23 protein-coding genes and 1 tRNA gene are annotated in these 24,464 nt (G+C 70.1%); 10 read left to right on the forward strand and 14 right to left on the reverse strand.

The genetic code is table 11. The features are described 5' to 3' along the window. From ACFVU2_RS16325 to galT, 4 genes are read right to left on the reverse strand one after another with little or no spacing between them, the layout of a single operon-like run. Window positions 1-513, reverse strand: coding sequence for a gamma carbonic anhydrase family protein (locus ACFVU2_RS16325; RefSeq protein WP_387876373.1), 513 nt, complete (start codon window positions 511-513; stop codon window positions 1-3). Between the two features lie 9 nt (window positions 514-522). Next, window positions 523-1,338 (reverse strand): MBL fold metallo-hydrolase, encoded by an 816-nt coding sequence (locus tag ACFVU2_RS16330; RefSeq protein WP_387876375.1) that lies wholly within the window; start codon window positions 1,336-1,338, stop codon window positions 523-525. A gap of 58 nt (window positions 1,339-1,396) precedes the next feature. Continuing rightward, on the reverse strand, window positions 1,397-2,557 hold the full coding sequence (gene galK, locus ACFVU2_RS16335; protein WP_387876377.1) for a galactokinase: 1,161 nt from the start codon (window positions 2,555-2,557) through the stop codon (window positions 1,397-1,399). Beyond that, window positions 2,554-3,765, reverse strand: a complete 1,212-nt coding sequence (gene galT / locus ACFVU2_RS16340; RefSeq protein ID WP_387876380.1) for a galactose-1-phosphate uridylyltransferase — start codon at window positions 3,763-3,765, stop codon at window positions 2,554-2,556. The genes galK and galT overlap by 4 nt, the downstream gene beginning before the upstream one ends. A gap of 82 nt (window positions 3,766-3,847) precedes the next feature. On the opposite strand from galT, the gene ACFVU2_RS16345 reads away from it, so the two are divergent. Beyond that, window positions 3,848-4,651, forward strand: a complete 804-nt coding sequence (locus ACFVU2_RS16345; protein ID WP_387876382.1) for a DeoR/GlpR family DNA-binding transcription regulator — start codon at window positions 3,848-3,850, stop codon at window positions 4,649-4,651. Window positions 4,652-4,660: 9 nt separating this feature from the next. Further along, window positions 4,661-5,596 carry an aldose 1-epimerase family protein gene (locus ACFVU2_RS16350; RefSeq protein ID WP_387876384.1) on the forward strand — a complete coding sequence of 312 codons (936 nt, stop codon included), beginning with the start codon at window positions 4,661-4,663 and terminating at the stop codon, window positions 5,594-5,596. Here the strand turns inward: ACFVU2_RS16350 and ACFVU2_RS16355 are convergent. Further along, window positions 5,575-6,279, reverse strand: coding sequence for an SDR family oxidoreductase (locus ACFVU2_RS16355; protein WP_387876387.1), 705 nt, complete (start codon window positions 6,277-6,279; stop codon window positions 5,575-5,577). The two genes, ACFVU2_RS16350 and ACFVU2_RS16355, sit on opposite strands and share 22 nt — an antisense overlap. A gap of 86 nt (window positions 6,280-6,365) precedes the next feature. Between ACFVU2_RS16355 and ACFVU2_RS16360 the strand changes: the two genes are divergently transcribed. Further along, on the forward strand, window positions 6,366-6,947 hold the full coding sequence (locus tag ACFVU2_RS16360; RefSeq protein ID WP_387876389.1) for a TetR/AcrR family transcriptional regulator: 582 nt from the start codon (window positions 6,366-6,368) through the stop codon (window positions 6,945-6,947). 36 nt (window positions 6,948-6,983) lie between these two features. Here the strand turns inward: ACFVU2_RS16360 and ACFVU2_RS16365 are convergent, their stop codons facing one another. Beyond that, window positions 6,984-8,093 (reverse strand): calcium:proton antiporter, encoded by a 1,110-nt coding sequence (locus ACFVU2_RS16365; RefSeq protein ID WP_387876391.1) that lies wholly within the window; start codon window positions 8,091-8,093, stop codon window positions 6,984-6,986. 120 nt (window positions 8,094-8,213) lie between these two features. On the opposite strand from ACFVU2_RS16365, the gene ACFVU2_RS16370 reads away from it, so the two are divergent. The 3 genes from ACFVU2_RS16370 (at window position 8,214) to ACFVU2_RS16380 (ending at window position 12,236) form a co-directional block, all read left to right on the forward strand. Then, window positions 8,214-8,846 (forward strand): DUF4232 domain-containing protein, encoded by a 633-nt coding sequence (locus ACFVU2_RS16370; protein ID WP_387876394.1) that lies wholly within the window; start codon window positions 8,214-8,216, stop codon window positions 8,844-8,846. Window positions 8,847-8,868: 22 nt separating this feature from the next. Continuing rightward, a complete protein-coding gene (locus tag ACFVU2_RS16375) occupies window positions 8,869-10,146 on the forward strand; it encodes a chloride channel protein (RefSeq protein ID WP_387876397.1) in 1,278 nt (425 codons plus the stop codon). Window positions 10,147-10,211: 65 nt separating this feature from the next. Next, window positions 10,212-12,236: a beta-galactosidase gene (locus tag ACFVU2_RS16380; protein WP_387876400.1), complete on the forward strand. Its 2,025-nt coding sequence runs from the start codon at window positions 10,212-10,214 to the stop codon at window positions 12,234-12,236. Here ACFVU2_RS16380 and ACFVU2_RS16385 read toward each other — a convergent pair. The 3 genes from ACFVU2_RS16385 to ACFVU2_RS16395 all read right to left on the reverse strand — a co-directional run bounded on the left by ACFVU2_RS16385 (window position 12,223) and on the right by ACFVU2_RS16395 (window position 17,063). Continuing rightward, window positions 12,223-14,283 carry an HtaA domain-containing protein gene (locus ACFVU2_RS16385; RefSeq protein WP_387876403.1) on the reverse strand — a complete coding sequence of 687 codons (2,061 nt, stop codon included), beginning with the start codon at window positions 14,281-14,283 and terminating at the stop codon, window positions 12,223-12,225. The two genes, ACFVU2_RS16380 and ACFVU2_RS16385, sit on opposite strands and share 14 nt — an antisense overlap. A gap of 138 nt (window positions 14,284-14,421) precedes the next feature. Further along, entirely contained in the window at window positions 14,422-15,762 is a 1,341-nt protein-coding gene (locus tag ACFVU2_RS16390; protein WP_387876405.1) for a glycoside hydrolase family 30 beta sandwich domain-containing protein, read from the reverse strand. Window positions 15,763-15,764: 2 nt separating this feature from the next. Continuing rightward, window positions 15,765-17,063, reverse strand: coding sequence for an MFS transporter (locus ACFVU2_RS16395; RefSeq protein WP_387876408.1), 1,299 nt, complete (start codon window positions 17,061-17,063; stop codon window positions 15,765-15,767). Between the two features lie 157 nt (window positions 17,064-17,220). Between ACFVU2_RS16395 and ACFVU2_RS16400 the strand changes: the two genes are divergently transcribed. Continuing rightward, window positions 17,221-17,871 (forward strand): TetR/AcrR family transcriptional regulator, encoded by a 651-nt coding sequence (locus tag ACFVU2_RS16400; RefSeq protein ID WP_387876410.1) that lies wholly within the window; start codon window positions 17,221-17,223, stop codon window positions 17,869-17,871. 35 nt (window positions 17,872-17,906) lie between these two features. Here the strand turns inward: ACFVU2_RS16400 and ACFVU2_RS16405 are convergent. Further along, window positions 17,907-17,982, reverse strand: a tRNA-Lys gene (locus ACFVU2_RS16405). A 94-nt stretch (window positions 17,983-18,076) separates the two neighbouring features. On the opposite strand from ACFVU2_RS16405, the gene ACFVU2_RS16410 reads away from it, so the two are divergent. From ACFVU2_RS16410 to ACFVU2_RS16420, 3 genes are all read left to right on the forward strand, one after another. Beyond that, the gene (locus tag ACFVU2_RS16410; RefSeq protein ID WP_387876412.1) at window positions 18,077-18,709 is read left to right on the forward strand and encodes a DNA-directed RNA polymerase subunit beta; all 633 of its coding nucleotides are present in this window, start codon (window positions 18,077-18,079) and stop codon (window positions 18,707-18,709) included. A gap of 206 nt (window positions 18,710-18,915) precedes the next feature. Continuing rightward, complete coding sequence (gene sigK, locus ACFVU2_RS16415) at window positions 18,916-19,476, forward strand: ECF RNA polymerase sigma factor SigK (RefSeq protein WP_387876414.1); 561 nt, start codon at window positions 18,916-18,918, stop codon at window positions 19,474-19,476. Next, the gene (locus ACFVU2_RS16420; RefSeq protein ID WP_387876416.1) at window positions 19,473-20,246 is read left to right on the forward strand and encodes an anti-sigma factor domain-containing protein; all 774 of its coding nucleotides are present in this window, start codon (window positions 19,473-19,475) and stop codon (window positions 20,244-20,246) included. Before sigK ends, ACFVU2_RS16420 begins: the two co-directional genes overlap by 4 nt. A 119-nt stretch (window positions 20,247-20,365) precedes the next feature. On the opposite strand, the gene pstB is transcribed toward ACFVU2_RS16420, so the two are convergent. The 4 genes from pstB to pstS form a co-directional block, all read right to left on the reverse strand. After that, complete coding sequence (gene pstB, locus ACFVU2_RS16425; RefSeq protein ID WP_387876418.1) at window positions 20,366-21,145, reverse strand: phosphate ABC transporter ATP-binding protein PstB; 780 nt, start codon at window positions 21,143-21,145, stop codon at window positions 20,366-20,368. Window positions 21,146-21,174: 29 nt separating this feature from the next. Continuing rightward, window positions 21,175-22,272: a phosphate ABC transporter permease PstA gene (pstA, locus tag ACFVU2_RS16430; RefSeq protein WP_387876421.1), complete on the reverse strand. Its 1,098-nt coding sequence runs from the start codon at window positions 22,270-22,272 to the stop codon at window positions 21,175-21,177. Continuing rightward, a complete protein-coding gene (gene pstC / locus ACFVU2_RS16435; RefSeq protein ID WP_387876423.1) occupies window positions 22,272-23,219 on the reverse strand; it encodes a phosphate ABC transporter permease subunit PstC in 948 nt (315 codons plus the stop codon). Before pstC ends, pstA begins: the two co-directional genes overlap by 1 nt. 100 nt (window positions 23,220-23,319) lie before the next feature. Then, on the reverse strand, window positions 23,320-24,414 hold the full coding sequence (gene pstS, locus ACFVU2_RS16440; RefSeq protein WP_387876426.1) for a phosphate ABC transporter substrate-binding protein PstS: 1,095 nt from the start codon (window positions 24,412-24,414) through the stop codon (window positions 23,320-23,322). Between the last annotated feature and the right edge of the window lie 50 nt (window positions 24,415-24,464).

The following is a 24,464-nucleotide window of genomic DNA, read 5'->3' on the forward strand; positions in this document are numbered from 1 at the left end:
TCAGCCCCGTGGATGGGCCTCGGCGAGCCGCAGGTAGGCGGCCGAGTTCGCGACGAGACCGGACCGTTCCTCGGCGCTGAGCTCGCGGCGCACCTTTCCCGGGACCCCGGCGACCAGGGAACCCGGAGGGACGATCGTGCCCTCGAGCACGACGGTACCGGCCGCCACGAGCGATCCCGCCCCGACCACCGCGCCGTTGAGGACGGTGGCGTGCATCCCGATCAGCGCGCCGTCTTCCACCGTGCAGCCGTGCAGCACGGCGTTGTGGCCGACGGAGACGTCCGTGCCGATCGTCAGCGGGAAGCCGGCGTCGACATGGCAGGACACGTTGTCCTGGATGTTGCTGCGTTCGCCGAGCACGATGTCCTCCGCCTCGGCGCGGAGCACGGCATTGTACCAGACGCTGGAGCCGGCGGCCAGGCGCACGCGGCCGGCGAGGACGGCCCCGGCCGCGACGAAGGCGTCCGGGGAGACCTGGGGTGCGGAGCCGTCGGAGAGGGTGACGAGGGTCATCCCGTCAGCTTAGCCAGCGCGCGTGGCCCGATCCCGGCTCTCGTCGACGACGATGAAGCGCTTGCGGACCACGCGACCGTCCGGTGATTCGGCGAGGTCGTCCAGCGCCGCGCGGACGCGGTTGAGGATGCGCGGAGGCAGCTCGAGCGGAGGCTCGTCCGGCTGGTCGAGAGTGCCGGGCGGGTAGGCGACGCCGGGCTCCTGCGACATCTCGATGTGGGCGCCGCGCAGTTCGCGCACCCGCGTGGGGGCGGTGTCGCGGAAGCGGACCAGCCGGTCGATGGTCGCGGTGTACTGCGCACGATCCCGGATGTAGAGATGCGCGGGCAGCACCGTGTCGCCGGTGAACAGGATCCCCGTGGCGCGGTCGAAGAACACGACGGCGGACGGCTCGTGGCCCGGGCCGCCGATCACATCGACAGTCCGCTGGCCCAGATCGAACTCGACGGTCTCATCCGGCCAGGATCGGAAGCCGAAGAACGAGATCACCTGGGCCCCCGTGGTGCCGACCACGGTCGTCGCGGGGCGCGCCGCCAGCAGCGGGTCCCCCGCGATGTGGTCGCGATGGGCGTGCGTGTGCGCGACGACCAGCGGGTAGGGGCGCAGGAACACCGCCGGGTTGCGTCGCAGCCACACATCGGTGAGGCGGTCGACGGTCGCTCGCAGGGGGAAGACGGACTCGTCTGCGGTGGCACCGGTGTCGAGCAGGAGCGCGCGCCGCCGGCCGAACAGCAGGAAGAGGAACGGCGCCTCCCAATGCGACGACTTCGGCTGCCGGAGCTGCACGGTGTCGGCGTCCAGCCAGGTGATCTCGGGGTCCGTCATCCCCACCATCTTCCTCCCGGGGGGTTGCCGGGAGGTTAACGGCGGGGATGCGGGCTGCTCAGCTCTCGCGGCGCGAGCCTTCGGACGGGACGACGGTGAAGAGGTTCGGCTGGCCGAAACCGTGCTCGGCGAAGGCGCCGTCGAGGGCGACCAGCACACGGCTGACCGCGTGCGACGGCACGAGGGCGATCGCCGAGCCGCCGAAGCCGCCGCCGGTCATGCGGGCGCCGATGGCGCCGTTGGCCTGCGCGGTCTCGACGGCGAGGTCGAGTTCGGGCACGGAGATCTCGAAGTCGTCGCGCATGGAGGCATGGGAGGCGTCGAGCAGTTCGCCGATCGCGGTCGGGCCCTGCTCGCGCAGGGTGCGGACGGTGTCGAGCACCCGCTGGTCCTCGGTGACGACGTGGCGCACGCGGCGGAACGTCACGTCGTCGAGGAGCGTGCGCGCGCGGTCGAGGTCGGCCACGGAGACGTCCCGCAGCGACTCCACTCCGAGTGCGGCGGCGCCGGCCTCGCAGGAGGCCCGGCGCTCGGCGTAGCCGCCGGTCGCGTGGGCGTGCTCCACCTGGGTGTCGATGACGACGATCTCGAGGCCGGCCTCGGCGAGACCCAGCGGGACGATCTCGGAGTGCAGCGTGCGGCAGTCCAGGAAGACGGCCGCATCCGGCTCGCCGAGCAGCGATGCCGACTGGTCCATGATCCCGGTGGGCGCGCCGACGGCGACGTTCTCGGAGCGCTGGCCGACGCGGGCGAGGGTTTTGCGGTCGAGGCCGAGCTGCCAGACGTCGTTCAGCGCGAGCGCGACCGCGCCCTCGATGGCGGCCGACGACGACAGCCCGGCGCCGACGGGGACGTTCGAGTCGATCAGGAGGTCGAAACCGGGCACGGCGGCCAGGTCGGCGCCGAATTCGCCGAGCGCCCAGGTGACGCCGAGCGGATATGCGGACCAGCCGGAGAGGGCATCGGGCGTGAGGGCGTCGAGGTCGATCTCCACGAGCTCGTCGGCGAAGGTGCTGCCGACGCGCACGGTGCGGTCGTCGCGGAGGCCCAGGGCGGCGACCGTGCGACGGTTGATGGCGAACGGGAGCACGAAGCCCTCGTTGTAGTCGGTGTGCTCGCCGATGAGGTTGACACGGCCGGGGGAGGACCACACGCCGTCCGGCTGGCGGCCGAACACCTCGGCGAAGTCGTCGCGGACGCCGGAGCGCAGGTCTGTCATCGGTCGGCCTTTCGGGCGGAAGGGGCGGGGCGGTCGGAGGGGACGGGCGGGGCTGTGACGAGGCCGGAGATGCCGGAGGGGAGCTCCCCGACCGGGTTCTCGCGGTCGGCACGGGCGACCGCCTCGCGGAGGGCTTCAGCCGCCTTCTCGGGTGGGACGTCGCCGATCCAGGCTCCCATCGCGGCTTCGGAGCCGGCCAGGAACTTCAGCTTATCCGCGGCGCGGCGCGGCGACGTGATCTGCAGCATGAGCCGGATCTCGTCGCGGCGCACATCGACCGGCGCCTGGTGCCAGGCGGCGATGTAGGGGGTGGGGGAGTCGTACAGCGCATCCACTCCGCGCAGCACCCGCAGGTAGAGGGTGGCGAGCTCGTCGCGTTCGGCCTCGTTCGTCTCGGCGAAGTCGGCGACGTGGCGGTGCGGGAGCATGTGGATCTCGATCGGCCAGCGCGCTGCGAACGGCACGAAGGCCGTCCAGTGCTCCCCGGCCAGGACGACGCGCTCGGAGGCGCGCTCGCGCTCCAGGATGTCGGCGAACAGGGTCGGACCGTAGGAGCCCAGCGAGCGCAGGAGCGCATTCGTACGCGGGGTGATGTACGGGTACGAGTAGATCTGACCGTGCGGGTGGTGCAGGGTGACGCCGATCGCCTCCCCGCGGTTCTCGAACGGGAACACCTGGCGGACGCCGGGAAGGGCCGAGAGCACGGCGGTGCGGTCGGCCCACGCCTCGATGACGGTGCGGGCGCGGGACGGGGTGAGGCTGCCGAAGGAGCCGCTCGTCGCGGGGCTGAAGCACACGACCTCGCACCGGCCGACGGAGGTGCGGGTGCGGCCGAGGCCGACCTCCGCCAGGTCGTCGAGGCCGCGGGGGGCGTTTGCGTCCTCCAGCAGAGGGCCGAACGACGGTGACTTGTTCTCGAAGACCGCGACGTCGTAGACGCTGGGGATCTCGGAGGGGTTGCTGGGCGTGGCGGGCGCGAGCGGATCCAGCTCGGCCGGAGGCAGCATGACGCGGTTCTGGCGTGCGGCCGCGATCGAGACCCACTCGCCGGTCAGCGGATCCTGCCGCATGGTCGCCGTCGCCGGGCGCGGAGCGGCCTCGCGGAGGTCGGGGGCGCGGTCCGGGGCGAGCGTCGTGTCGGCGTCGTCGTAGTAGATGAGGTCCCGGCCGTCGGAGAGGACGTGCGGGCGCTTGGTGATGGAAGCCATGCCAGCCTTTCGTTTCCGAAAGCAAATCTACTCAAATGCTTTCGTATTGACAAGCAAACGCAAGCGGAACACGATGGGGCGTATGAGCGAACCGCTGCGCGAACCGCTGCCCGTCGCCCTCCGGCGCGACCGGATGCTCGAGCTGATCGGTCGTGCCGGTTTCGTGCGGGTCAGCGAGCTGAGCGAAGAGTTCCAGGTCTCCGACGTCACGGTGCGCAGCGACCTCGACGCCCTGGACGAGCGGCAGGCCATCCGGCGCGTGCACGGCGGCGCGGTGCTGCGGGGGACGGGCATGCGCGAGGCGAGCTTCGAAGAGGCCCTCGAGGCCTCGGCGGACGAGAAGCGGGCGATCGGGCTCGCCGCTGCGACCCTCGTCGTCTCGGGGAGCAGTGTCCTGCTCGACGTGGGAACGACGACGGCCGCGATCGCTCGCGCCCTCGCCGACCGCGACGACCTGACCGACGTCACGGTGATCACGAACGGATTGACCATCGCCCTCGAACTCGAGCGGGCCATCCCGCGCTTCCAAGTGGTCGTCACCGGAGGCACCCTGCGACCGCTGCAGCATTCGCTCGTCGAGCCGCTGGCCTCCAACCTGCTCGAACGGGTCCACGCCGACCTCGCCTTCATCGGCTGCACGGGCGTGCACACGACCGGCGGCGTCACCAACGTGAACCTCCCGGAAGCCGACCTGAAGCGCGCGATGGTGACCACCGCAGAGCGCGCGGTGGTCGTCGCAGACGGCTCCAAGCTCGGTCGCACCCACCTCGGCCGGATCGCCGGCATCGACGAGGTCTCGGCGCTGATCACCGGCGCCTCCGCCCCCGCGGACGAGCTGGCCGCACTGCGCGAAACCGGTCTGCCGGTCACCGTCGCCGGGGCCTAGGCTGTCGCCATGCGAGCACCCACCGGCGACCAGTACGACCTCGAATTCGGCGACCTGAGCGCGACCATCACCCAGGTCGCGGCCGGGATCCGCACCCTGCGCTACGCGGGAGTCGACCTGACCGAGCCCTTCGCGGAGGACGCCACCCCGCCCTCCGCCGACGGTATCGTGCTCGTCCCGTGGCCCAACCGCGTCAAGGACGGGCGGTGGGAGCTCGACGGCGCCCCTCAGCAGCTCGCCCTGACGGAGCCGCAGCTCGGGAACGCCAGCCACGGGTTGCTGCGCTTCCAGCCGTACACGCTGGTCGCCCGCACGGACTCGTCGGTCACGCAGGCCGCGAGCATCTACCCGCAGGCGGGCTATCCCTTCCTGCTCGACACCACGGTGGAGCATGAGCTCGACACCGAGGGGCTCACGGTGACCCACACGATCGTCAACCGGGGCGGTCTCCGTGCCCCGGTGGCGGTCGGAGCCCACCCCTACCTCCGGATCGGGGACGTCCCCGCCGAACAGCTCACGCTGACGGTCTCCGCGCGCACGCGCTTCGAGACCGACGACCGGCTCAACGTCACCGGGGAGACGCCGGTCGCAAGCACCCGCTACGACCTCTCCGCGGGTGCCCGCGTCAGCGACCTCGACGTCAACGACGGGTTCGGCGGTCTCGCCGAGCGTCCCGAGCATGTGCTCTCGGCCGACGACGGACGCCGTGTGGTGCTCTGGAGCGATCCGGCCTTCGCCTATGTGCAGCTGTTCACCCATCGCTCGTTCGCGACGAAGCCGGCGGGCGAGGTCGCGCTCGCGGTCGAGCCCATGACCGCCCCGGCCAACGCCCTCAACAGCGGGCAGGGCCTCCGGTGGCTGGAGCCCGGCGACGAGTGGACTGTGCGCTGGGGCATCCGCCCGGAAGGCTTCGCCGCCTCGTCCTACCTGGCCAGCTGGGGGTAGAGGGCGCGCACGTCCTCGTGGAGCTTCGACTTCACGTGGCGGGCGACGTCGCCGACGATCGCCTCGGCGTCTCCGGCTGTGACGGCGTCGAGCGCTTCGGCGACGACCTGCGCGGGCGGCACCTTCACGCCGTCGGCTCCCGCCGCCATCTCGGTGTCGACGTAGCCGACGTGCACGCCGACGACCTGGATGCCCTGCGGCGCCAGTTCGACGCGCGCCGAATTGCTCGCGGACCAGAGCGCGGCCTTGGTCGCGCTGTACGAGCCGAGGGCGAGCCAGCTCAGGGCCGAGTGCATGTTGACGACCGCTCCTCCGCCGCTCTGCGCGATCGCGGGAGCGAAGGCGCGGGTGACGAGCACCGGCCCCCAGAAGTTGGTGTCGAACTCCCGATGGATCTCGTCGAGGTCCCCGGAGACCAGGGACTGGTTCACTGCGATACCCGCGTTGTTGACGAGGACGGTGACGTCGGAGGCGATCTCGGCGGCACGGCGAATGCTTTCGGCGTCGGTCACGTCGAGAGCCAGCGGAACGACCCGCGGGTCGTCGATCATGACGGTCTCAGGGCGGCGGGCGGCGGCGTAGACCGTGGCGACGCCGCGCTCGAGCAGGCCGCGGACGAAGGCGGCGCCCAGTCCGCGGTTGGCTCCGGTGACGAGGGCGGTGCGCCCGGTGAGGTCGGTCATGGTTCCTCCAAAAGTAAACAGATCGGTGTACTCGCAATGTACACAGATCGGTTTACTTTGTCCACCGCCGGCCCTAGAATCGACCAATGACCACAACTCCTGTCGAGCCCCGGCCCAAGCCGCGTGAGCGCGTGCTCGCCGCCGCTGCCCGGCTCTTCATCGGGGAGGGCGTCAACGCCGTCGGGGTCGACCGCATCGCCCAGGAGGCGGCGGTATCGAAGCGCTCGATCTACCAGCACTTCGACGGTAAGGACGCCATCGTCGCCGAGATGCTCCGCGAGTACGGCCCTCGCGTCGTCGCCGGCTACTTCACCGAGAGCGACGACAGCACCCCGCGGGAGCGGGTGCTCCACGTCTACGACGCCCTGCATGCCGCGGCGCAGGCGAGTGACTTCTACGGGTGCCCGTTCGTCAACGTCGCCACCGAGCTGCGCGACCGCGAGCATCCCGCGGCCCGGGTGGCGCAGCACTTCAAGAACGAGCTCACCGGCTTCTTCGAGCGGCAGGCGGTGGCCGCCGGTGCAGCCGACCCCCACGTGCTGGCCGTGCAGCTCACGTTGCTCTTCGACGGTGCCTCCGCCAGTGCCGCGCTCTGCGGGGGCACCCCGCTCGCCGCGCGTCTCGCGGCCGAGCAGCTCTTCGACGCGGCGGTCGCCGCCGGCCGGTGATCGCTCGCAGGCCTCCCGCGCGGCCGGGCGTTCCGGTTACGGCGCGATCGACAGGAAGATGAAGGCCGCGAACAGGATCAGGTGGATGCCGCCCTGCATCCGCACCGCACGCCCCGGCATCAGCGTCAGGATGCTGACGGCGACGGTGAGCGCCAGCAGCACGATCTGACTCGCGCCCAGACCCAGGTGCAGCGCGCCGGGCAGCCAGATGGACGCGACGGCGATCACGGGGATGGTGAGGCCGATGCTGGCGATGGCCGAGCCGAGCGCGAGATTGAGGCTCGTCTGCATGCGATTGAGCTTCGCCGCCTTCGCCGCCGCGATGCCTTCGGGCAGCAGCACCAGTAGCGCGATGATCACGCCGACGAACGACTGCGGCAGGCCGGCCCCGGTGACCGCGCGCTCGATCGGCGTCGACTCGAGCTTGGCCAGTCCGACCACCGCGACCAGCGCGACGAGCAGCAGGCCGACGCTGATCAGCGCGGTGCGGGTTGACGGCCGTTCGGCGTGCGTCTCCTCGTCGTCGCTGTTGCCGTTGCCCTCGTTCGCCTTCTGAGCCACGGGGAGGAAGAAGTCGCGATGCGCGAAGGTCTGCGTGAACACGAACATCGCGTAGAGGGAGATGGAGGCGAGCGCCGCGAAGACGAGCTGGCTCGGCGAGAACTGCGGGCCGGGCGTCTCGGTGAAGGTCGGCACCACCATCGTCAGGGTCGCCATGGCCGTCACGGTCGCGAGGGCAGCGCTGCTGCCTTTGGCATTGAACGACGTCATGGTTCCGCGGCCGGAGCTGAGGAGGAGCGAGAGGCCCACGATTCCGTTCATCGTGATCATCACCGCGGAGAAGACGGTGTCCCGGGCGAGCGTCTCGGAGTCCTTGCCCGTCGTCATCAACGTGACGATCAGCGCGACCTCGATGACGGTGACGGCGACCGCGAGCACCAACGAGCCGAACGGCTCGCCCACTCGGTGAGCGACGACCTCCGCGTGCTGGACAGCGGCGAGAACGGTCCCGCCGAGCACCAGTGCGATCAGGACGACCGCCCACGGCTGAAGCTCGACCGTCCAGAACGCGACGAGCGCGATGACCCCGATGACCGGGACGACGACCGCCCAATAGTGAACGAGCCAGGATGCGATCGGTTTCATGGGTCCATCCTGCCAGCCATGGTCTCCGCATCACATGGGCGCTTTCGGGTCGGCGGCCGATCCGCGCGACATCCGGCGCGCTGCCACGCCGGCGGCCGCCGGTGCTGGTGGGATGGGGTGATGGCCCGTTCACGGATTCGCTCGTCCCGCTTCGTCGCCTCCCGCGTGGCCGCTGCCGCGCTCGCCGCAGGCGCTCTGGTGCTCGCGGTCGCCGGCTGCGCCGCCGGCGGCTCGCCGACGTCGAGCCCCGTCTCCTCCACGTCCACGTCGACAGCCACCTCCACTCCGCGGCCCACCGGCACGAGCACGTCGACGCCGATCGACGGGCAGTGCGACACGGGATCGCTCACGGGCAGCATCCAGCCCGGTGAGGGCGGTGCCGCCGGCAGCGTGGAGGTCACCCTCGTGCTGACGAACGGCGGCAGCTCGGAGTGCTCCCTGCAGGGCTGGCCCGGCGTCTCCTTCGTCGGCGACGGCAACGGCACGCAGCTGGGTGCCGCGGCCGACCTCGACCGGAGCTCGCCCCACCCGACCGTGACCCTGCAGCCGGGCGGCAGCGCGCAGGCGCCGCTGAAGATCGTGCAGGCGATGAACTACTCGGAGTCGGACTGCAACCCGAAGCAGGCGGACGGCTTCCGCGTCTACCCGCCGGGGTCGACGGAGTCCCTCTTCGTCAAGGACGCCGACGTGACCGCCTGCCAGTCGACCTCCGTCTCGCTGCTCACCGTGAAGGCGCTCGTTCCGGCCTCCTGACCTGCTCCGTTACGCTGGGGGCGTGCCTTACGCCCGAGCCGCGAGCCGTCCCGGCGCCCCGTCCTGGGTGATCCGCCTCATCGTCGTCACCGCCCTCGTCGGCATCGGCGGCGGCATCGGCGGCGCGCTCGTCTATCTCGCCCTGCATGCGATCCAGCACCTGGCGTTCGGCTATTCGGAGGGCTCCTTCCTCGAGGGCCTGCTGGAGGCTCCGCCGGTCAGCAGGGTCGTCGCGCTCGTCGTCGCCGGAGTCATCGGCGGCGTCGGCTGGTGGCTGCTGCGGCTGTGGGGGCGGCGGCGCCCCGATCACGCCGTGGTGTCGGTGGAGGCCTCCGTCGGAGGCCGGCGGATGCCCGGAGTGGTGACTCTCGTGAACGCGGGTCTGCAGATCGTGATCGTCGGGCTCGGCGCCTCGATCGGCCGCGAGGTCGCGCCGCGGGAGGTCGCGGCGCTCTGGGCCGGCTGGCTCTCCGATCGGGCGGGGGTCACCGCGCGCGAACGTCGGATCCTGGTCGCCTGCGGCGCCGGCGCCGGTCTCGCAGCGGTGTACAACGTGCCCCTCGGCGGTGCCGTCTTCGCCGTCGAGATCCTGCTCGCCGAGGTGAGCTTCGCGACCGTGCTCCCCGCGCTCGCGACCTCGGCCATCGCCGCCCTGGTCGCCCGGGTCGTCGTGCCGGCCAACCCGCTGTACGCGGTCGAGCAGGTGCCGCTCACGCCGACGATCGTGCTGTGGTCGGTGCTGGCGGGCCCGGTGCTGGGTGTGGCCGCCGTCGGGTTCGTGAAGCTCGTGGGGTTCGCTCAGCGGCACCGGCCGAGGTCGTGGGGCATCCTGATCGTGATGCCCGTCGTGTTCGCCGCCGTCGGGGTGGTGTCGCTCTGGCTGCCGGCGATTCTGGGCAACGGCCGCTCGCTCGGCCAGCTCGCGTTCACCGCGGCCCTGCCGGTGCTGCTGATCTTCGCGATCACGTTGGTCAAGACGGCGTCGACCGTCGGCACGATCGGCGCGGGAGCGGCCGGCGGGACCCTCACCCCGTCGCTCGCCATCGGTGCCGGGCTGGGACTGGCTGTCGGCGCCCTCTGGGACGTCGTCTGGCCGGGCGCTCCGCTGGCAGGATTCGCCCTCATCGGCGCCGCGGCCTTCCTCGCCGTCACGATGCGGGCGCCTTTCACCGCGCTGGTCCTGGTGCTGGAGTTCACCAACCAGGGCCTCCAGATCCTCGCCCCTCTCATGCTCTGCATCGCCGGGGCGGTCGCGGTCGGCTACCTGATCGAGCGCGGGCGCGTGACGGGTGTCGCGTAGGCGGCCGGACCACTATCTAGTAACCATTAGGTAAGCTGGGGTCACCGACGACGAAGGGGTGGCCCGTGGACAAGCTGCTGTACGGATCCGCGTATTACGACGAGTACATGCCGGTGGACCGGATCGATGAGGACGTCGCGATGATGACGGCGGCCGGGCACACGGTCGTCCGCATCGCGGAATCCACGTGGAGCACGCTGGAGCCGCAACCGGGGGTCTTCGACTTCCGCCACGTCGATCGCGCGCTCGACGCGATGGAGGCGGCGGGGATCGACGTGATCATCGGCACCCCCACCTACGCGGTGCCGTCGTGGCTCGTGCAGTCGCACCCCGACGTGCTCGCGGAGACGCGCAGCGGTCCGGGGCACTACGGCGCACGACAGATCATGGACATCGCCAATCCCGCCTACCGCTTCTACGCCGAGCGCGTCATCCGCCGGCTCCTGGAGCACACGGCCGGCCGGCCCGCGGTCATCGGCTTCCAGATCGACAACGAGACCAAGTACCACGAGACCGTTTCGCCCGCTGTCCAGCGCGGATTCGTCAAGCACCTGCGGGCGCGCTTCGGAGACGACCTCGACGCCCTCAACCGGGCGTTCGGGCTCGACTACTGGTCCAACCGCATCGACGCCTGGGAGGACTTCCCGGATGTGCGCGCCACCATCAACGGATCGCTGGGGTCGGCGTTCGACGGCTACCGGCGGTCGCTGGTCGAGGAGTTCCTCGGCTGGCAGGCGGGGATCGTGCGCGAATACGCCCGCACCGACCAGTTCGTCACCCAGAACTTCGACTTCGACTGGGGCCCGGGATGGTCGTACGGCATGCAGCCCTCGGTCGACCACTTCTCGGCGGCGACGACCGTCGACATCGCCGGCGTCGACATCTACCACCCCACCCAGTCGAAGCTGACCGGCACCGAGATCGCCTTCGGCGGCGACATGATGCGCTCGGTGAAGGGCGGGGCGAACTACCTCGTGCTCGAGACGCAGGCGCAGGGTCAGCTGGGCTGGCTGCCGTACCCCGGTCAGTTGCGGCTGCAGGCCTACAGCCATCTCGCCAGCGGCGCCGACGGCGTCATGTACTGGCACTGGCATTCCATCCACCACTCCTTCGAGACCTACTGGAAGGGCCTGCTCTCGCACGACCTGGAGCCGAATCCGACCTACGAGGAGTCGGGGACGGTCGGCCGCGAGTGGGCCGAGCACGGCGCCTCCCTGCTGCACCTGCGCAAGCGGAACCGGGTCGCGATCATGGTCTCGAACGAGGCCCTCACCGCGCTGAAGTGGTTCGCCCTCGAGACCGGGTTCATCGACGGCGTCTTCCGGCCCTCCATCGGGTACAACGACGTGCTGCGCTGGGTGTACGACGCGCTGTTCGCGCTCAACGTCGAGGTGGACTTCGTCCACGCCGAGAGCGAGGACCTCGACCGGTACGCACTCATCGTCGCCCCCGCCCTCTACAGTGCTCCGGAGTCGACTCTCGGCCGTCTGCGCGCGTACGTGGCCGGGGGCGGCCGGCTCTTCTCCACGTTCCGCACCGCGGTCGCCGACGAGAACCTCGAGGTGTGGCACGACCGGGCGCCGCACCTGCTGACCGAGGTGTTCGGGGTCACCTACAACCAGTTCTCCACCCCCGACGGCGCCCGGGTCGCCTTCGCCGCCGACGACATCCCGGACTCCCCGGCCGAGGCCGTCCTCGAGCTGCTGCGACCGCTCGGCGCGGAGGTACTGGCGGCGTACGACCACCGGGCGTGGTCCGGGTATGCGGCGGTCACGCGCAACGCCTTCGGCGACGGCGAGGCGACCTATCTGGCCACGAGGGTCGGGTCCGAGGCGGTGCGCGCCCTCCTCGCCGATGCCGTGCGCCGGGCCGGGCTCTGGTCGTGGCCGCAGGAGCTCGCCGGAACGATCACCGTTCGCCGCGGCACCAACGGTCGTGGCCGCCCCGTGGTCTACCTCCTCAACTACACGGATGCCGAGGTGATCATCGACGCGCCCGTGTCGGGCGACCTCGTGCTGCGCGGTGCGTCCGTCGTCGCGGGCGACACCGTGACCGTCGAGCCCTGGGGCGTGGAGGTCATCGAGAGTTGACCGCGGCGGCCCGCGACCGACGGCGCACGGCCCCGATCGTCGCAGCGGTGAGGCCGCCGAGGAGCAGGACGCCCGCGCCGGTCAGCGGCAGGGCGACGCTCGAGCCCGTGCTGGCGAGCGAGCCCGCGGAGACCGTCGAGGCTCCGGCGGATGCGGCCGCCGTGCCGTCGCCCGCGTCGTCGCCACCGGTCGCCGGGTCGCCGGATCCCGGAGCGCTGCCGCCGTCGCCGCCGGTCCCTGGCTGGCCGATCGCCGCGGAGCGGAACGCGACGGTGAAGGGGGAGGGCGCCTTCTTCGCGTCCATGCTCGCACCGGTCGAGTACCACCACGAGCGCATCGACGGGTCGAACCAGTCGATGAACTCGGCCGGGAAGGACGCGGTACCGGCGCCGTATGAGCGGCCGGCGTAGTCCGGCGCCACGGTGAGGGTGACGTCGCCGCCGCTGCGGGCCACGGAGACGCCCGAGAAGGTCGCGACCGTCAGACGGCGGTATCCGTCGCTTGCGGTGTCCGCCGAGACCGACCAGGCGACATCCATCGTCAACGTCCCGGTGCCGTCGGGCGCCACCGTGAGGACGGGGTTGCCGAGCGTCGAGACGACCTCGGGTGCGAGCGCCGCATAGTGGCGGAAGCGGAAGCCGTCGCCCCACGCGACGGATGCCGCACCCGTCGCGGGATCCGTCCAGCCCGTGCCGCCGGTGAACGTGAAGTCGTCGCCGTCGAGGCTCACGCCGCCGAGGCCCTCACGGGTCCAGGCCTTGGCATACTCGTTGAACGACCAGGCGAAGCGGGCGGAGTCGATCGCCGTCGCTCTGGAGGGAGCGGCTGTGGCACTGCTTGTGGCCGGCCCCGCCCACGGGTCGTTGGCCGGCGTCTCCGGAGGGGTCGTGTCGTCCTGGCCGGGCGTGACCGGCTGCGCGGTCACGGCGGGCGCGGCGCCGGTGCGGGAGATCACACTCATGCGCGCCTGGCCGTAGGGGTGGGTCGCGTACAGCGTCGTGCCGTCGCCGCTCACACCCAGTGCCCAGACGTTCGCGTTCGCGGTGCCGGTGCCGGAGGTGACGCCGAGCGCGGTGAAGTCGAGGGTGTGCGACACCTGCCAGGTGTCGGGGCTGATCACGGAGAGGGTGTTCGAGAAGCCGTTCAGCGTGTAGACCTCGTGCGTGACCGGGTTGACCTCGACCGAGCGTGCCGTCTCGCCGACGACGATGGGGGAGCCGAGACGCTTCGTGGTCTTCGTGTCGATCGCCACGACGCGGTCCTCGTCCCAGCTGTCCGTGAGCGTCGACTGGACCACGACGTAGAGGGTGGAGAGCTGCTCGTCGACGGCGAGCAGGGCCGGCCGGCCGCCGAGCGGGCTGCCGTCGTAGGCGAAGGAGCTGATCGGGATGCCGAGCGTGTCGATCCAGCGCCCGGAGACGGTGCTGAAGCCGGTGACGACCTTCGCGCGCCCTTCTGCGATCCAGATCATCCGGTTGGTGGAGTCGTACACCGCGTCTTTGAGGAGTGGGTACGCCTGGGTCGAGATCCGGATCTCGGCGCCGACCGTCCCCGTCGTCGGGTCCACGGGCGTCAGACCGTCGTCGAGGACGTAGAGCATGCCGCTGTCGGTGTCCTGGACCAGGCCGCCGGCGTAGGCGGGGAGTCCAGTGATCGTGCGTGTGACGGCACCGCTGGCAGCGTCGAGGACGGAGAGGGTGCCGTTGCCGTAGTGGAGGACGTAGAGGGTCGATCCGTCGCGGCTCAGCACGACGTTCTCGGGGCTGGCCGTGCCGAGCGGGTATGCGTCCGCGGCGGCGGTGCGGGTGGAGCTGTCGAGCCACGTGACGGCTCCGGGATCGCTCGAGACGGGCACGTAGACGCGACCGCGCTGGTCGTCGACCGCGAGGTCGCGCGTGGTGGTGCCGACCGGGACGGTCGTCTCGAGCGTGTAGGTTCCGGGGTCCGCCGAGGCGGCCGTCGCGGCGGTGGCGCCGGCGAGTGCGCCGGCAGCTGCGATTCCGAGTGCCGCGACGGCGGCGCTCCACAGACGGGTGGTTCGTGACATGGGGATGGTGAGCTCTCGCTTAGGGATGGAGGGCCGGGTTCGGCCCGACTAAGAACTTAGGTAAGCCTAAGTATGGTTAGCCTATCCTTAACAAAACGAGTTCGTCCATGCCTCGGCCCGCTGGGCCGGCGGCCTCCCTCAGCGCGGTGCGACGGTGAAGGAGTTCAAGGAGCGCGGTTCCAGGGTCGCCGTGAACGCGTCGTAGCGGCCGGCCGGGTCGCTGAAACTGAACCGTTCCGGCCGGTCGAGGGCGTTCTGGACCACGATCGCCAGCGTGCCGTCGGTGTTCTCGTACGCCGACCCCTGTGCGCTGAACCGTCCGGTGACATCCAGGCGGGTGGCATCCCGCCGTACCACCGCCGAGTAGTGCTTGAGCACGTAGTACTCCGGGTTGCGCGTGACCGTGCTCGCATCGGGGTCGATCGTGAACAGCGAGTTCTGCGGCCAGCCCCAGGTGCTGAGACCGCCCGGACGCAGTGCCATGTTCCAGTAGGTGTAGCCGGTCGCGCCGTGCTGCAGGTAGTGGCGGACGAGGTGGAACACGTACTCGGCGTCGTCCCACGAGTTGGAGCCGAAGCCGCACTCCGACTCGGTCTGCATGATCTCCAGCTCCGGCCAGGCCTCGCGGGTGCGCGCGATGGCGTGCTGACCGGCCCATTGGTACCCGATCCCGGCGATGTGCTTGCGTGCTTCGTCGTCGAACAGGATGTGGTCGACGAACCGGGCGTAGTTCGTCAGGGTCTGGCCGGCGGCGGTGAACGCCATGTCCTCCGGGCCGTTGAGCGTCCCGAGGAAGATGCGCGTCGTGAGCCCCGCCGCCTCGACCGCCGGGCCGAGGTGGTCGCGGATGAAGACGCGCAGCTGCTCGGCGCTCCACACGCACGACGGGAACTTCTGGTCGGCGAAGACCTCGTTCTGCACGTGGATCTGATCCACCCGGATGCCCCGTGCGGCGTACTCCTGGACGAAGCGCACGAAGTACTGCGCGTAGGCGTCGAGGTTCTCCCGCTTCATGACGATCCGGCCGTTGTTGTACGCGGGCGGGTCCTTCATCCAGGTCGGCGGGCTCCAGGGGGAGCTGTGCAGGATCATGTCGTCCTGATAGCGCTGCGCCTGGCGGATGTACGGGATGACCGCCTCCTCGTCGCGCGCGACCGAGAAGTGCTCGAGCGCGTAGTCGCCCGGGGTCTCGTCGTAGCTGTACCAGGAGGAGGCGAAGTCGTTGGCTCCGATCGCCGAGCGGTTCACCCGCAGGTCGAGCTCGTCGGGATGGAACAGCTCACGGTAGACCGTCCCCTGTTCCGCCTCGGGCAGGCCGGAGATGGCGAGCTGCCCCAGTTCGTTGAACGTGCCGCCGAAACCGTGGATGCGCTGGCCGCGCCCGCCCGTCAGTGCGAGCCCGCGGTCGTGCTTCGCGCCGGGCTCGGTCGCACCGCCGTCGATCCAGCGCGATGCGGCGGTGGAGACTTTCCAGCTCATGGTCACTTCACCTTCTTGATGAACAGGATGAAGACCGAGCCGAGCACGGCGGCCACGATCGAGACGAGGAAGACGAGCGAGTAGCCGCCAGTGGCGACGACGATCGCGGAGGTGATCAGCGGGCCGAGCGTCTGTCCGGCGGTCGTCGAGAGGTTGAGGATGCCGAGGTCTTTGCCGAACTCCTTCTCGTTGGGCAGGACGTCGACGTTCAGGGCCTGATCGACGGAGGTGTAGACGCCGTAGCCGAAGCCGGCGATGCCCGCGTAGAGGAACATGCCCATCGGCGTCGGCCAGATCCACGGCATCGCGACACCGACCGCGAAGAGGATGCTCGCTGCGACGACCGGCACCTTGCGCCGCCCGATCAGGTCGGAGATCGGGCCGGAGACGACCGAGCCGATCAGGGAGACGACGAGCAGGATGACGGACATCGTCGCGATCGTCGCCGCCGTCTGGCCCTCGTCGAGGCCGATGTGGTCCTGGACGATGTAGAGCTGGTAGGCCATGACCATCTGGTAGCTGACGAGCATGAACAGGCGGCCGGCGAAGGCGAGGTAGAAGTCGGGGGCCTTGCGCGGCGGACGGAACGAGCGGAGCAGGTCTGCGATCCCTGCGGCGACCGGGGGGAGGTCGCGGGCCGAGCGCTCGCGCGGCCAGACCAGCAGCGCGACGATACCGCCGGCGATCATCAACGCCCCGCCCAGCACGAAACCCGGTGCCGAGGTGGTGAGGAAGGCGGCGCCGATCAGGCTGCCGAGAGGTGCGCCGGCAGCGAGGCCGCCGCCGTAGAAGGCGGACATCGTGCCGCGGAGGCGCTGCGGCACCCGGTCGGCCAGGACGGCGACCGCCGGCGCGAGCATCATGTTGAGGCCGACCATCGAGAGGCAGTAGACGACGGTGATGGTGAACGGATCGGCGACGAAGCCGATGGCCGTCAGGGTGACGCCCGCGATGATCGCGCCTGCCAGGATCCACGGCGCCCGGCGTCCGAACCGGCTGCGCGAGCGGTCCGAGAGGGTGCCGAAGACCAGGTTCGAGACGAGCGAGACGATGGCGGTGACCGCGCTGATGGTGCCGAGCAGCGACTCGGGCGAGGCGACGCCGATGTCCTTGAGGCGCTGGGGGAGGAGCACGGCCGCGACGATCTGGAGGCCGACGATCCAGAGCAGGCCGAAGGCGAGGAATCCTGCTCCGAAGCGGACGGTGCGCGCCGTGCTGAACGGTGCACCGGTGTCGGGGGCGATGTTCGGGTCGGAGACCGTCTCGGCCTCCCGGGTGACTGCGATGTCGGGCGATGCCATCTGTAACCTTCCTTGGTCGTTCACGCCGCCGGTGAGCCGGACGGCCAGGCGCCCGAGCCCGAGTTATCTACTACTTAGTAACCACTAGGTACGGAGACTAGCCGGAACCTCCCCGAACGGCAAAACCGGTCGCGCCGGGTGCTGTACCGTGGGGCGGATGGACGACGACGCGACGATCGAGGCGGTGCCCCGCAAGCGGATCCGCCTCTCCCGCGAGGAGCGCCTGGCGAGCATCCTCGAGGTCGCCGCCCGTCAGGTCGCAGCGCGCGGGTACTTCGGGCTCTCCCTCCAGGGCGTCGCCGACGAGGTCGGCATCACCCAGCCGGGCCTGCTGCACTACATCGGCAGCAAGGAGGGGCTGCTGCGCCTCCTCGTCGAGCAGCGGTACGACCGCCGGTTCGACCCGGACGGGTTCCTCGCCTCTGGCGCGCCGGGCTCCAGCGAGCCGCACGGGCCGTCGTTCCCCGCCTACCTGCGCTACCTCGTCGAGAACAACGCGAAGGATCCCGAGCTCATCCGCCTCTACATGGTGCTGGGCACCGAGGCCAGTTCACCGGGTCATCCCGCACACGACTACTTCGACGTGCGACCGGACCACGTCTGGCAGCTGTACTCGCAGACGCCCTGGCGGATCCCCCCGCAGCTCGGCGGGTGGGAGATCATGCGCGACCTCGTCGAGCTGAGCATCGAGGCGATGGACGGCGTCCAGATCCGGTTCTTCCGCAGCCCCGGCATCGACATGGTCGACGAGTGGGCGAAGTTCGAACGCGTGCTCTTCCCGTCGCCGCTGTGGGACGACTACCGCTAGCTCCGGCGCGGCCGCGGCACGAAGTCGAGGAACGATGGTGGGCCCGGTGGGGCTCGAACCCACGACCCGCGGATTAAAAGTCCGATGCTCTGCCAACTGAGCTACAGGCCCGATCGCTGACTAATCTACCGTGCTCGCGAGGTCGTCGAGGACGACGGCCCGGGCGGCACACCGATCATGCCCGGGCGCGGGGGAGAATGGGGTAATGGCTGAACGACACCACAAGCCGGTCACCGTCCCCGGGGCGATGTTCGAGGCGTTCATGGGCGGCGAGGATCCGGCGCAGATCAGTCGCGTCGCACACGAGACCGCGCGGGCGCTGCTCGCCCGGGTGCGCGAGAATCCCGACCCCGAGGTCGTCGACCGGCTCATCGCCTATACCGACGCGAACGGGATCGACGCGCTCGCCGAACTCTGGTCGCGCTCCAACCCGAAGAGCCTGCCCGGTGCACTCTGGCGCATCTACCTGCTGCGGCTGTTGATCCGTCAGGATGCCGAGGGCACGGCGCTGCTCTACCAGCGGGGCACCGAGGTGCTGACGTCGATCGACCCGGTCGTCGCCGGCGCGCCGACGCCCGCGGGGCCGGCCGAGATCACCGAGCTCGCCGACCGCATCCTCCGCGGACTGTTCGAGGGCGACTTCGCGGGAGCGCTGGACCGGGCTGCCGCGTTCTGCCGCGTCACCGCGGCCGGTGCGGCTGCGGTCGCCGACGACCGCGACGTGGTGCTCGACACCGAACGCGCCGCCGAGCTGACGACCCGGGCACTGCGATTCACGACGACGGCGGAGGAGTTGACGGCGTGCGCGCGTCTCTGGCGGTCCGACTCCCTCGACTGACAGCATCCACTCAGCGAACTCACCGTTCTCGGGCCGCGAACGCCACGCCGTAGAGCTCCGCCGAGCCTTGTGTACTATTGGTGGAGCCGGGCCGCAGTAACCCCGGGCTCCAAAACTTGCCGCTCCGAGCGGCCTCGCGCCGAGAGGCGTTCTGCGGCCCGGCACTACTGTCCCCCCGACCGGGCAGCCGAAAGAGCGGAGACGACGTGGACGACGCCGCGGCGCCGGATCTGGACGCCCTCCTCGCCCGCACCGCCACGGGCGACCAGCAGGCGTTCTCCACCTTCTACGACCAGACCGCATCGCGCGTCCTCGGCCTGATCCGCCGCGTCCTCATCGACTCCGCGCAGTCCGAAGAGGTCGCGCAGGAAGTCTTTCTCGAGGCATGGCAATCCGCTTCGCGTTTCGATCCGAACAAGGGTCGAGCGATGACGTGGATCATGACGATGGCCCACCGACGCGCGATCGACCGGATCCGGGCGTCCCAGGCGTCCCGTGACCGGGACACCGCTGTGGGCATCCGAGATCTTCCCACGGCATACGACCAAGTGGCCGAGACGGTCGAGGTCCGAGTGGAGCACGAAAGGGTGGAGGTGGCCATGGCGACGCTGAGCGAAGCGCAGCGGCAGGCGATCGCGCTCGCCTACTACGGCGGCCTCAGCCAGAGCGAAGTCGCGGCCGAGCTGGGCATTCCACTGGGCACAGCCAAGACACGGCTGCGCGATGCGATGATACGGCTGCGAGAGGAACTGGGGGTGACACGATGACCGACGAGACCCGACGCGGTCCCGCGCGCCTCGGCACCGAACTGGGTGCCCAGGACGAGCAGGAGGCCCGCGACTTCGAAGAGGTCGCCGCCCAGCTCGGACTCGCCGCCGAACCGGTCGCACCGCGGCCGGAGCTGAAGGCTGCACTGTTCGCGGCCATCCAGACGACCCCGCAGCTGCCTCCCGCCCCCCGTGCGGTCGAGACGCCTGCACCGGCAGCGACCCCTGCGCCGGTCGAGACCACCGCGCCCGCCGCCGTCCCTGCGGCCGAGCCGGTGACGTCCGCCGAGCGGAAGGCCCAGCGCCGCTGGTTCGCGCGACCGGCGACCATCGCCGCGTCGGCTGCGGCAGCGGTCGTGCTCTTCTTCGGCGGAGCCGTCGTCGGCGGTGCGCTCGCCGGCCACGACTCGACCCAGCAGCAGCAGGCGTCCGCGCTCGCCTCCATCAACGCGGCCCCCGACGCACAGCGGGCGACGGCGGCCGTGACCGGGGGAGGGACGGCGACACTCGTCTGGTCGGCGCAGCTCGGCACATCCGCGCTGATCGCCAGCGACCTCCCGAACCTGCCGAACGACAAGACCTACGAGCTCTGGTACATCCGCGACGGACAGGCCACTCCGGCTGGCACGATGAACGCATCCGGCGCCGGTTCGACGTGGAAGGTGCTCGCGGGCACCATGAAGGCGGGCGACACGGTCGGCGTGACGGTCGAGCCCAGCGGCGGCTCGCCCAAGCCGACGACCGACCCGATCGTCGCCATCCCCTCCTGACGCCAGCGTCGCCAGCAGTCTCCCGCGGCCTCCCGCAGACACGAAAAAGTGCGCCGATTCCCCTCGAATCGGCGCACTTCTCGCATGCGCGGCGGCCGGTCAGCCGGCCGGGCGACGGATCAACCGAACCGGCCCGAGACGTAGTCCTCGGTGGCCTGCACGCTCGGGTTGGAGAAGATCTGGTTGGTGTCGTTGTACTCGATGAGCTTGCCCGGCTTGCCGGTTCCCGCGATGTTGAAGAAGGCGGTGCGGTCAGAGACGCGCGAGGCCTGCTGCATGTTGTGGGTCACGATGACGATCGTGTAGTCGTTCTTCAGCTCCTCGATGAGGTCCTCGATGGCGAGCGTCGAGATCGGGTCGAGCGCCGAGCACGGCTCGTCCATCAGCAGCACGTCGGGGGAGACGGCGATCGCGCGGGCGATGCACAGGCGCTGCTGCTGGCCGCCGGAGAGCCCGGAGCCCGGAAGGTTCAGGCGGTCCTTGACCTCGTTCCAGAGGTTCGCACCCTGCAGCGACTTCTCGACGAGGTCGTCGGACTCGCTCTTCGACATGCGGCGGTTGTTGAGCTTGACGCCGGCCAGCACGTTCTCGCGGATGCTCATCGTCGGGAACGGGTTGGGACGCTGGAAGACCATGCCCACCTGGCGGCGCACGAGCACCGGGTCGACGCCCGCGCCGTAGAGGTTGTTGCCGTCGATGAGCACGTCGCCCTCGACATAGGCGCCGGGGATCACCTCGTGCATGCGGTTCAGCGTGCGGAGGAAGGTCGACTTGCCGCAGCCGGAGGGGCCGATGAAGGCGGTGACCGTCCGCGGTTCGATGGTGAGGGAGACATCCTCGACGGCGTGGAACTTGCCGTAGAAGACGTTGAGGTCGTTGACTTCGATGCGCTTGGACACGTGTATGTTCCTTGTCTCGGGTAACCGGATCAGCGGCCGTACTTGGGGGCGAAGACCTTGGCGATGATGCGACCGACGAGGTTCAGCAGCATCACGATGATGATGAGCGCGAGGGCGCCCGTCCAGGCCCGGTCGATCGAGTCCTGCGCGTGCAGTCCGGCGGCCTGGGTGTACTGGGTGTAGACGAACACCGGAAGGGTCATCATCCGGTCGCTGAACAGGTCGTAGTTCATGCTGGTGGTGAAGCCGGCGACGATGAGCAGCGGTGCCGTCTCGCCGATCACGCGGGCGATGGCGAGCATGACGCCGGTGACCAGGCCGGCGAGCGACGTCGGCAGCACCACCTTCAGGACGGTGAGCCACTTCGGCACACCGAGGGCGAGGGAGGCCTCGCGCAGCTCGTTCGGGACGATCCGGAGGATCTCCTCGCTCGAGCGCACGACCACCGGGATCATCAGCACCGAGAGGGCGATCGAGCCCATGAAGCCGTTGCGCACGGCCGGGCCGAAGATCAGGGCGAAGAGGGCGTAGGCGAACAGGCCGGCGACGATCGAGGGGATGCCTGTCATCACGTCGACGAAGAAGGTGATGCCGCGCGCCAGCATCCCGCGGCCGTACTCGACCAGGTAGATCGAGGTCAGGAGGCCGATCGGCACCGAGATGACCGCGGCCATCGCCGTGATGAGCAGCGTGCCGATGATGGCGTGCAGGGCACCGCCGCCCGCGCCGATGACGTTGCGCATCGACTCGGAGAAGAACTGGATGTCGAAGCGGGCGAGGCCCTGCGCGATGACGGTCCAGCCGAGCGAGATCAGCGGGAGCAGCGCGATGATGAACGCCGTGGCCACGAGCGAGGTGACCAGGCGGTCCTTCGCCTTGCGGTTGCCCTCGACGAGGAGCGAGGTGACGTAGATCGCGACGTCGAAGAGCACGGTTCCGAAGAACACGGCCCCGACGATGTTGAAGTCCTTGGTGGCGCCGCTGGCCGCGAGGATCGCGAAGATCGCGACGAAGACGACCCAGGAGCCGATGAGCATCGCCCACGGACTCCATCCGGGCAGCTTGCCGGCTGTGTAGCTGTTCGCCAGCGGGCGCGGCCCCGCGGCGGTGGCGGTGGTGGCGGCCATCAGTTCGCTCCCGAGAAAGCCTTGCGGCGGTTGACGATGTAGCGGGCGAGCATGTTGATCAAGAGGGTCACGACGAAGAGCACGAGGCCCGAGGCGACGAGCGCGTTGACGCCGACGCCGGTGGCCTCCGGGAACTGGAGGGCGATGTTCGCGGCGATCGTGTTGGGGCTCTGCGCCTGGAGGACCGCGAACTTGACGACGAGGGCGGGCGAGAGCACCATCGCGATCGCCAGCGTCTCGCCGAGCGCACGGCCGAGGCCGAGCATGATCGCGGAGATGATCCCGCTGCGTGCGAAGGGAAGGACCGACATGCGGACCATCTCCCACTTCGTGGCACCGAGGGCGAGCGCCGCCTCTTCGTGCAGGCGCGGGGTCTGGAGGAAGATCTCGCGGCAGATAGCCGTCATGATCGGGATGACCATGACCGCGAGCACGAGGGCGGCGGTGAGGATGGTGCGGCCCGTACCGGAGACCGGCGGAGCGAAGAACGGGATCCAGCCGAGGTACTCGCCCAGCCAGACGTAGAACGGCTGGACGAAGGAGGCCAGCGTCGCGATGCCCCAGAGGCCGAAGACGACGGAGGGGACCGCGGCGAGCAGGTCGATGATGTAGCCCAGCGTCTGCGCAACGCGGCGGGGCGCGTAGTGCGAGATGAAGAGGGCGATGCCGATCGACAGGGGCGTGGCGATGAGGAGCGCGATGACGGCGGCCCAGATGGTGCCGAACACGAGCGGCCAGACCCACGCCCAGAAGTTCGAGGCGTTGTTGGGCAGCTCGCCGGCGCCGGCGAAGAGCGCCGGGATGCTCTGGATGATGAGGAAGAGGGCCACGGCGGCGAGCGTGGCGAGGATGAGCGATCCCGCGACGACGGTGCTCGTGGAGAAGACGCGGTCGCCGAGGCGGGTCTTCGCCCTCGGCCTGATTGCTCCTGCGGTTCCGGCGGTCATTCGTCGCTTTCTCTCATCGGGTTTCCCGTGGGTGCGGGTGAGGGGAGACGTACCGCTCGGCCCGGGCTGCAGCTGCAGCCCGGGCCGAGCGGCCGGGGTGTTACTTGATGGTGGCGGCGGCCTTGCTCACCTTGGCGGCGAGGTCGGTCGCGAGCGGAGCGGAGCCGGCCTGCTCGGCGGCGGCCTTCTGCGCGTCCGCGCTGACGATGTAGTCGACGTAGCCCTTCACCAGGTCGGCCTTGGCGGAGTCCTTGTACTCCTGGCAGGCGATGATGTAGGAGACGAGGACCAGCGGCCAGTCGCCCTTCTTGTCGGCCTTGCGGTCGATCGCGATGGCGAGGTCGTTGGCCTCACGGCTGTCGGCGATCGGCGAGGCGGCGACGACCGCGGCAGCACCGTCGGCGCTCAGCTTGGTGTAGGTGTCGCCCACCTTGAGCTGCGCGATGGAGAGACCGGCCGAGCCCGACTCGTCGATGTACGTGATCGAGTTCTTGGCGTTCTTCGTGGCGTCCGCGACACCCGAGGTGCCCTTGGCGGCGTCACCGACCTGGAAGGGGAACGTCTGGGAGGCGGGAGCCGTCCAGACGTCGGCAGCGTTCGCCGCGAGGTACTCGGTGAAGTTCTGGGTGGTGCCCGAGTCGTCGGAGCGGTGCACGACGGTGATCGGAGCAGACGGGAGCGTGGCGCCCGAGTTCTGGTCCTTGATCTTCGCGTCGTCCCACGTGGTGATCTTGCCCGAGAAGATGCCGGCGATCGTGGCGGCGTCGAGCTTGAGGTCCTTCACGCCGTCGACGTTGTACGCGATGGCGATCGGGGAGATGTAGACGGGGAGGTCGATGCCCTTGCTGCCCGCGGCGCAGCCCGCGAAGTCGGAGGCGAGTTCCTCGGTCTTGAGCGCGGCGTCGGAGCCGGCGAAGTCGGCAGCGCCCGAGATGAAGGACTTGCGTCCGGCGCCGGAGCCCTGCGGGTCGTAGTTCACGGTGACCTTGGGGTTGGCCTCCTGGAAGCCGGCTGCCCAGACGGTCTGTGCGGCGCCCTGAGCGGACGAGCCGATGCCGTTCAACGTGCCGGAGAGGTTCGAAGGCGCGGCCGACGTGGTCGACGGGGTGCTGCCCTCGTTCGACGCGCACGCGGTCAGAGAGATGGCGGCAGCGGCCAGGATGGCCAGAGGAGCGCCAAGACGCTTCAGTTTCACAGTTGTCCCTTCCGGGGATCAGTAACAACAGGACGGGGTCGGTGCGACCC

Source organism: Leifsonia sp. NPDC058194 (genome assembly GCF_042883605.1).
GTDB lineage: Bacteria > Actinomycetota > Actinomycetes > Actinomycetales > Microbacteriaceae > Leifsonia.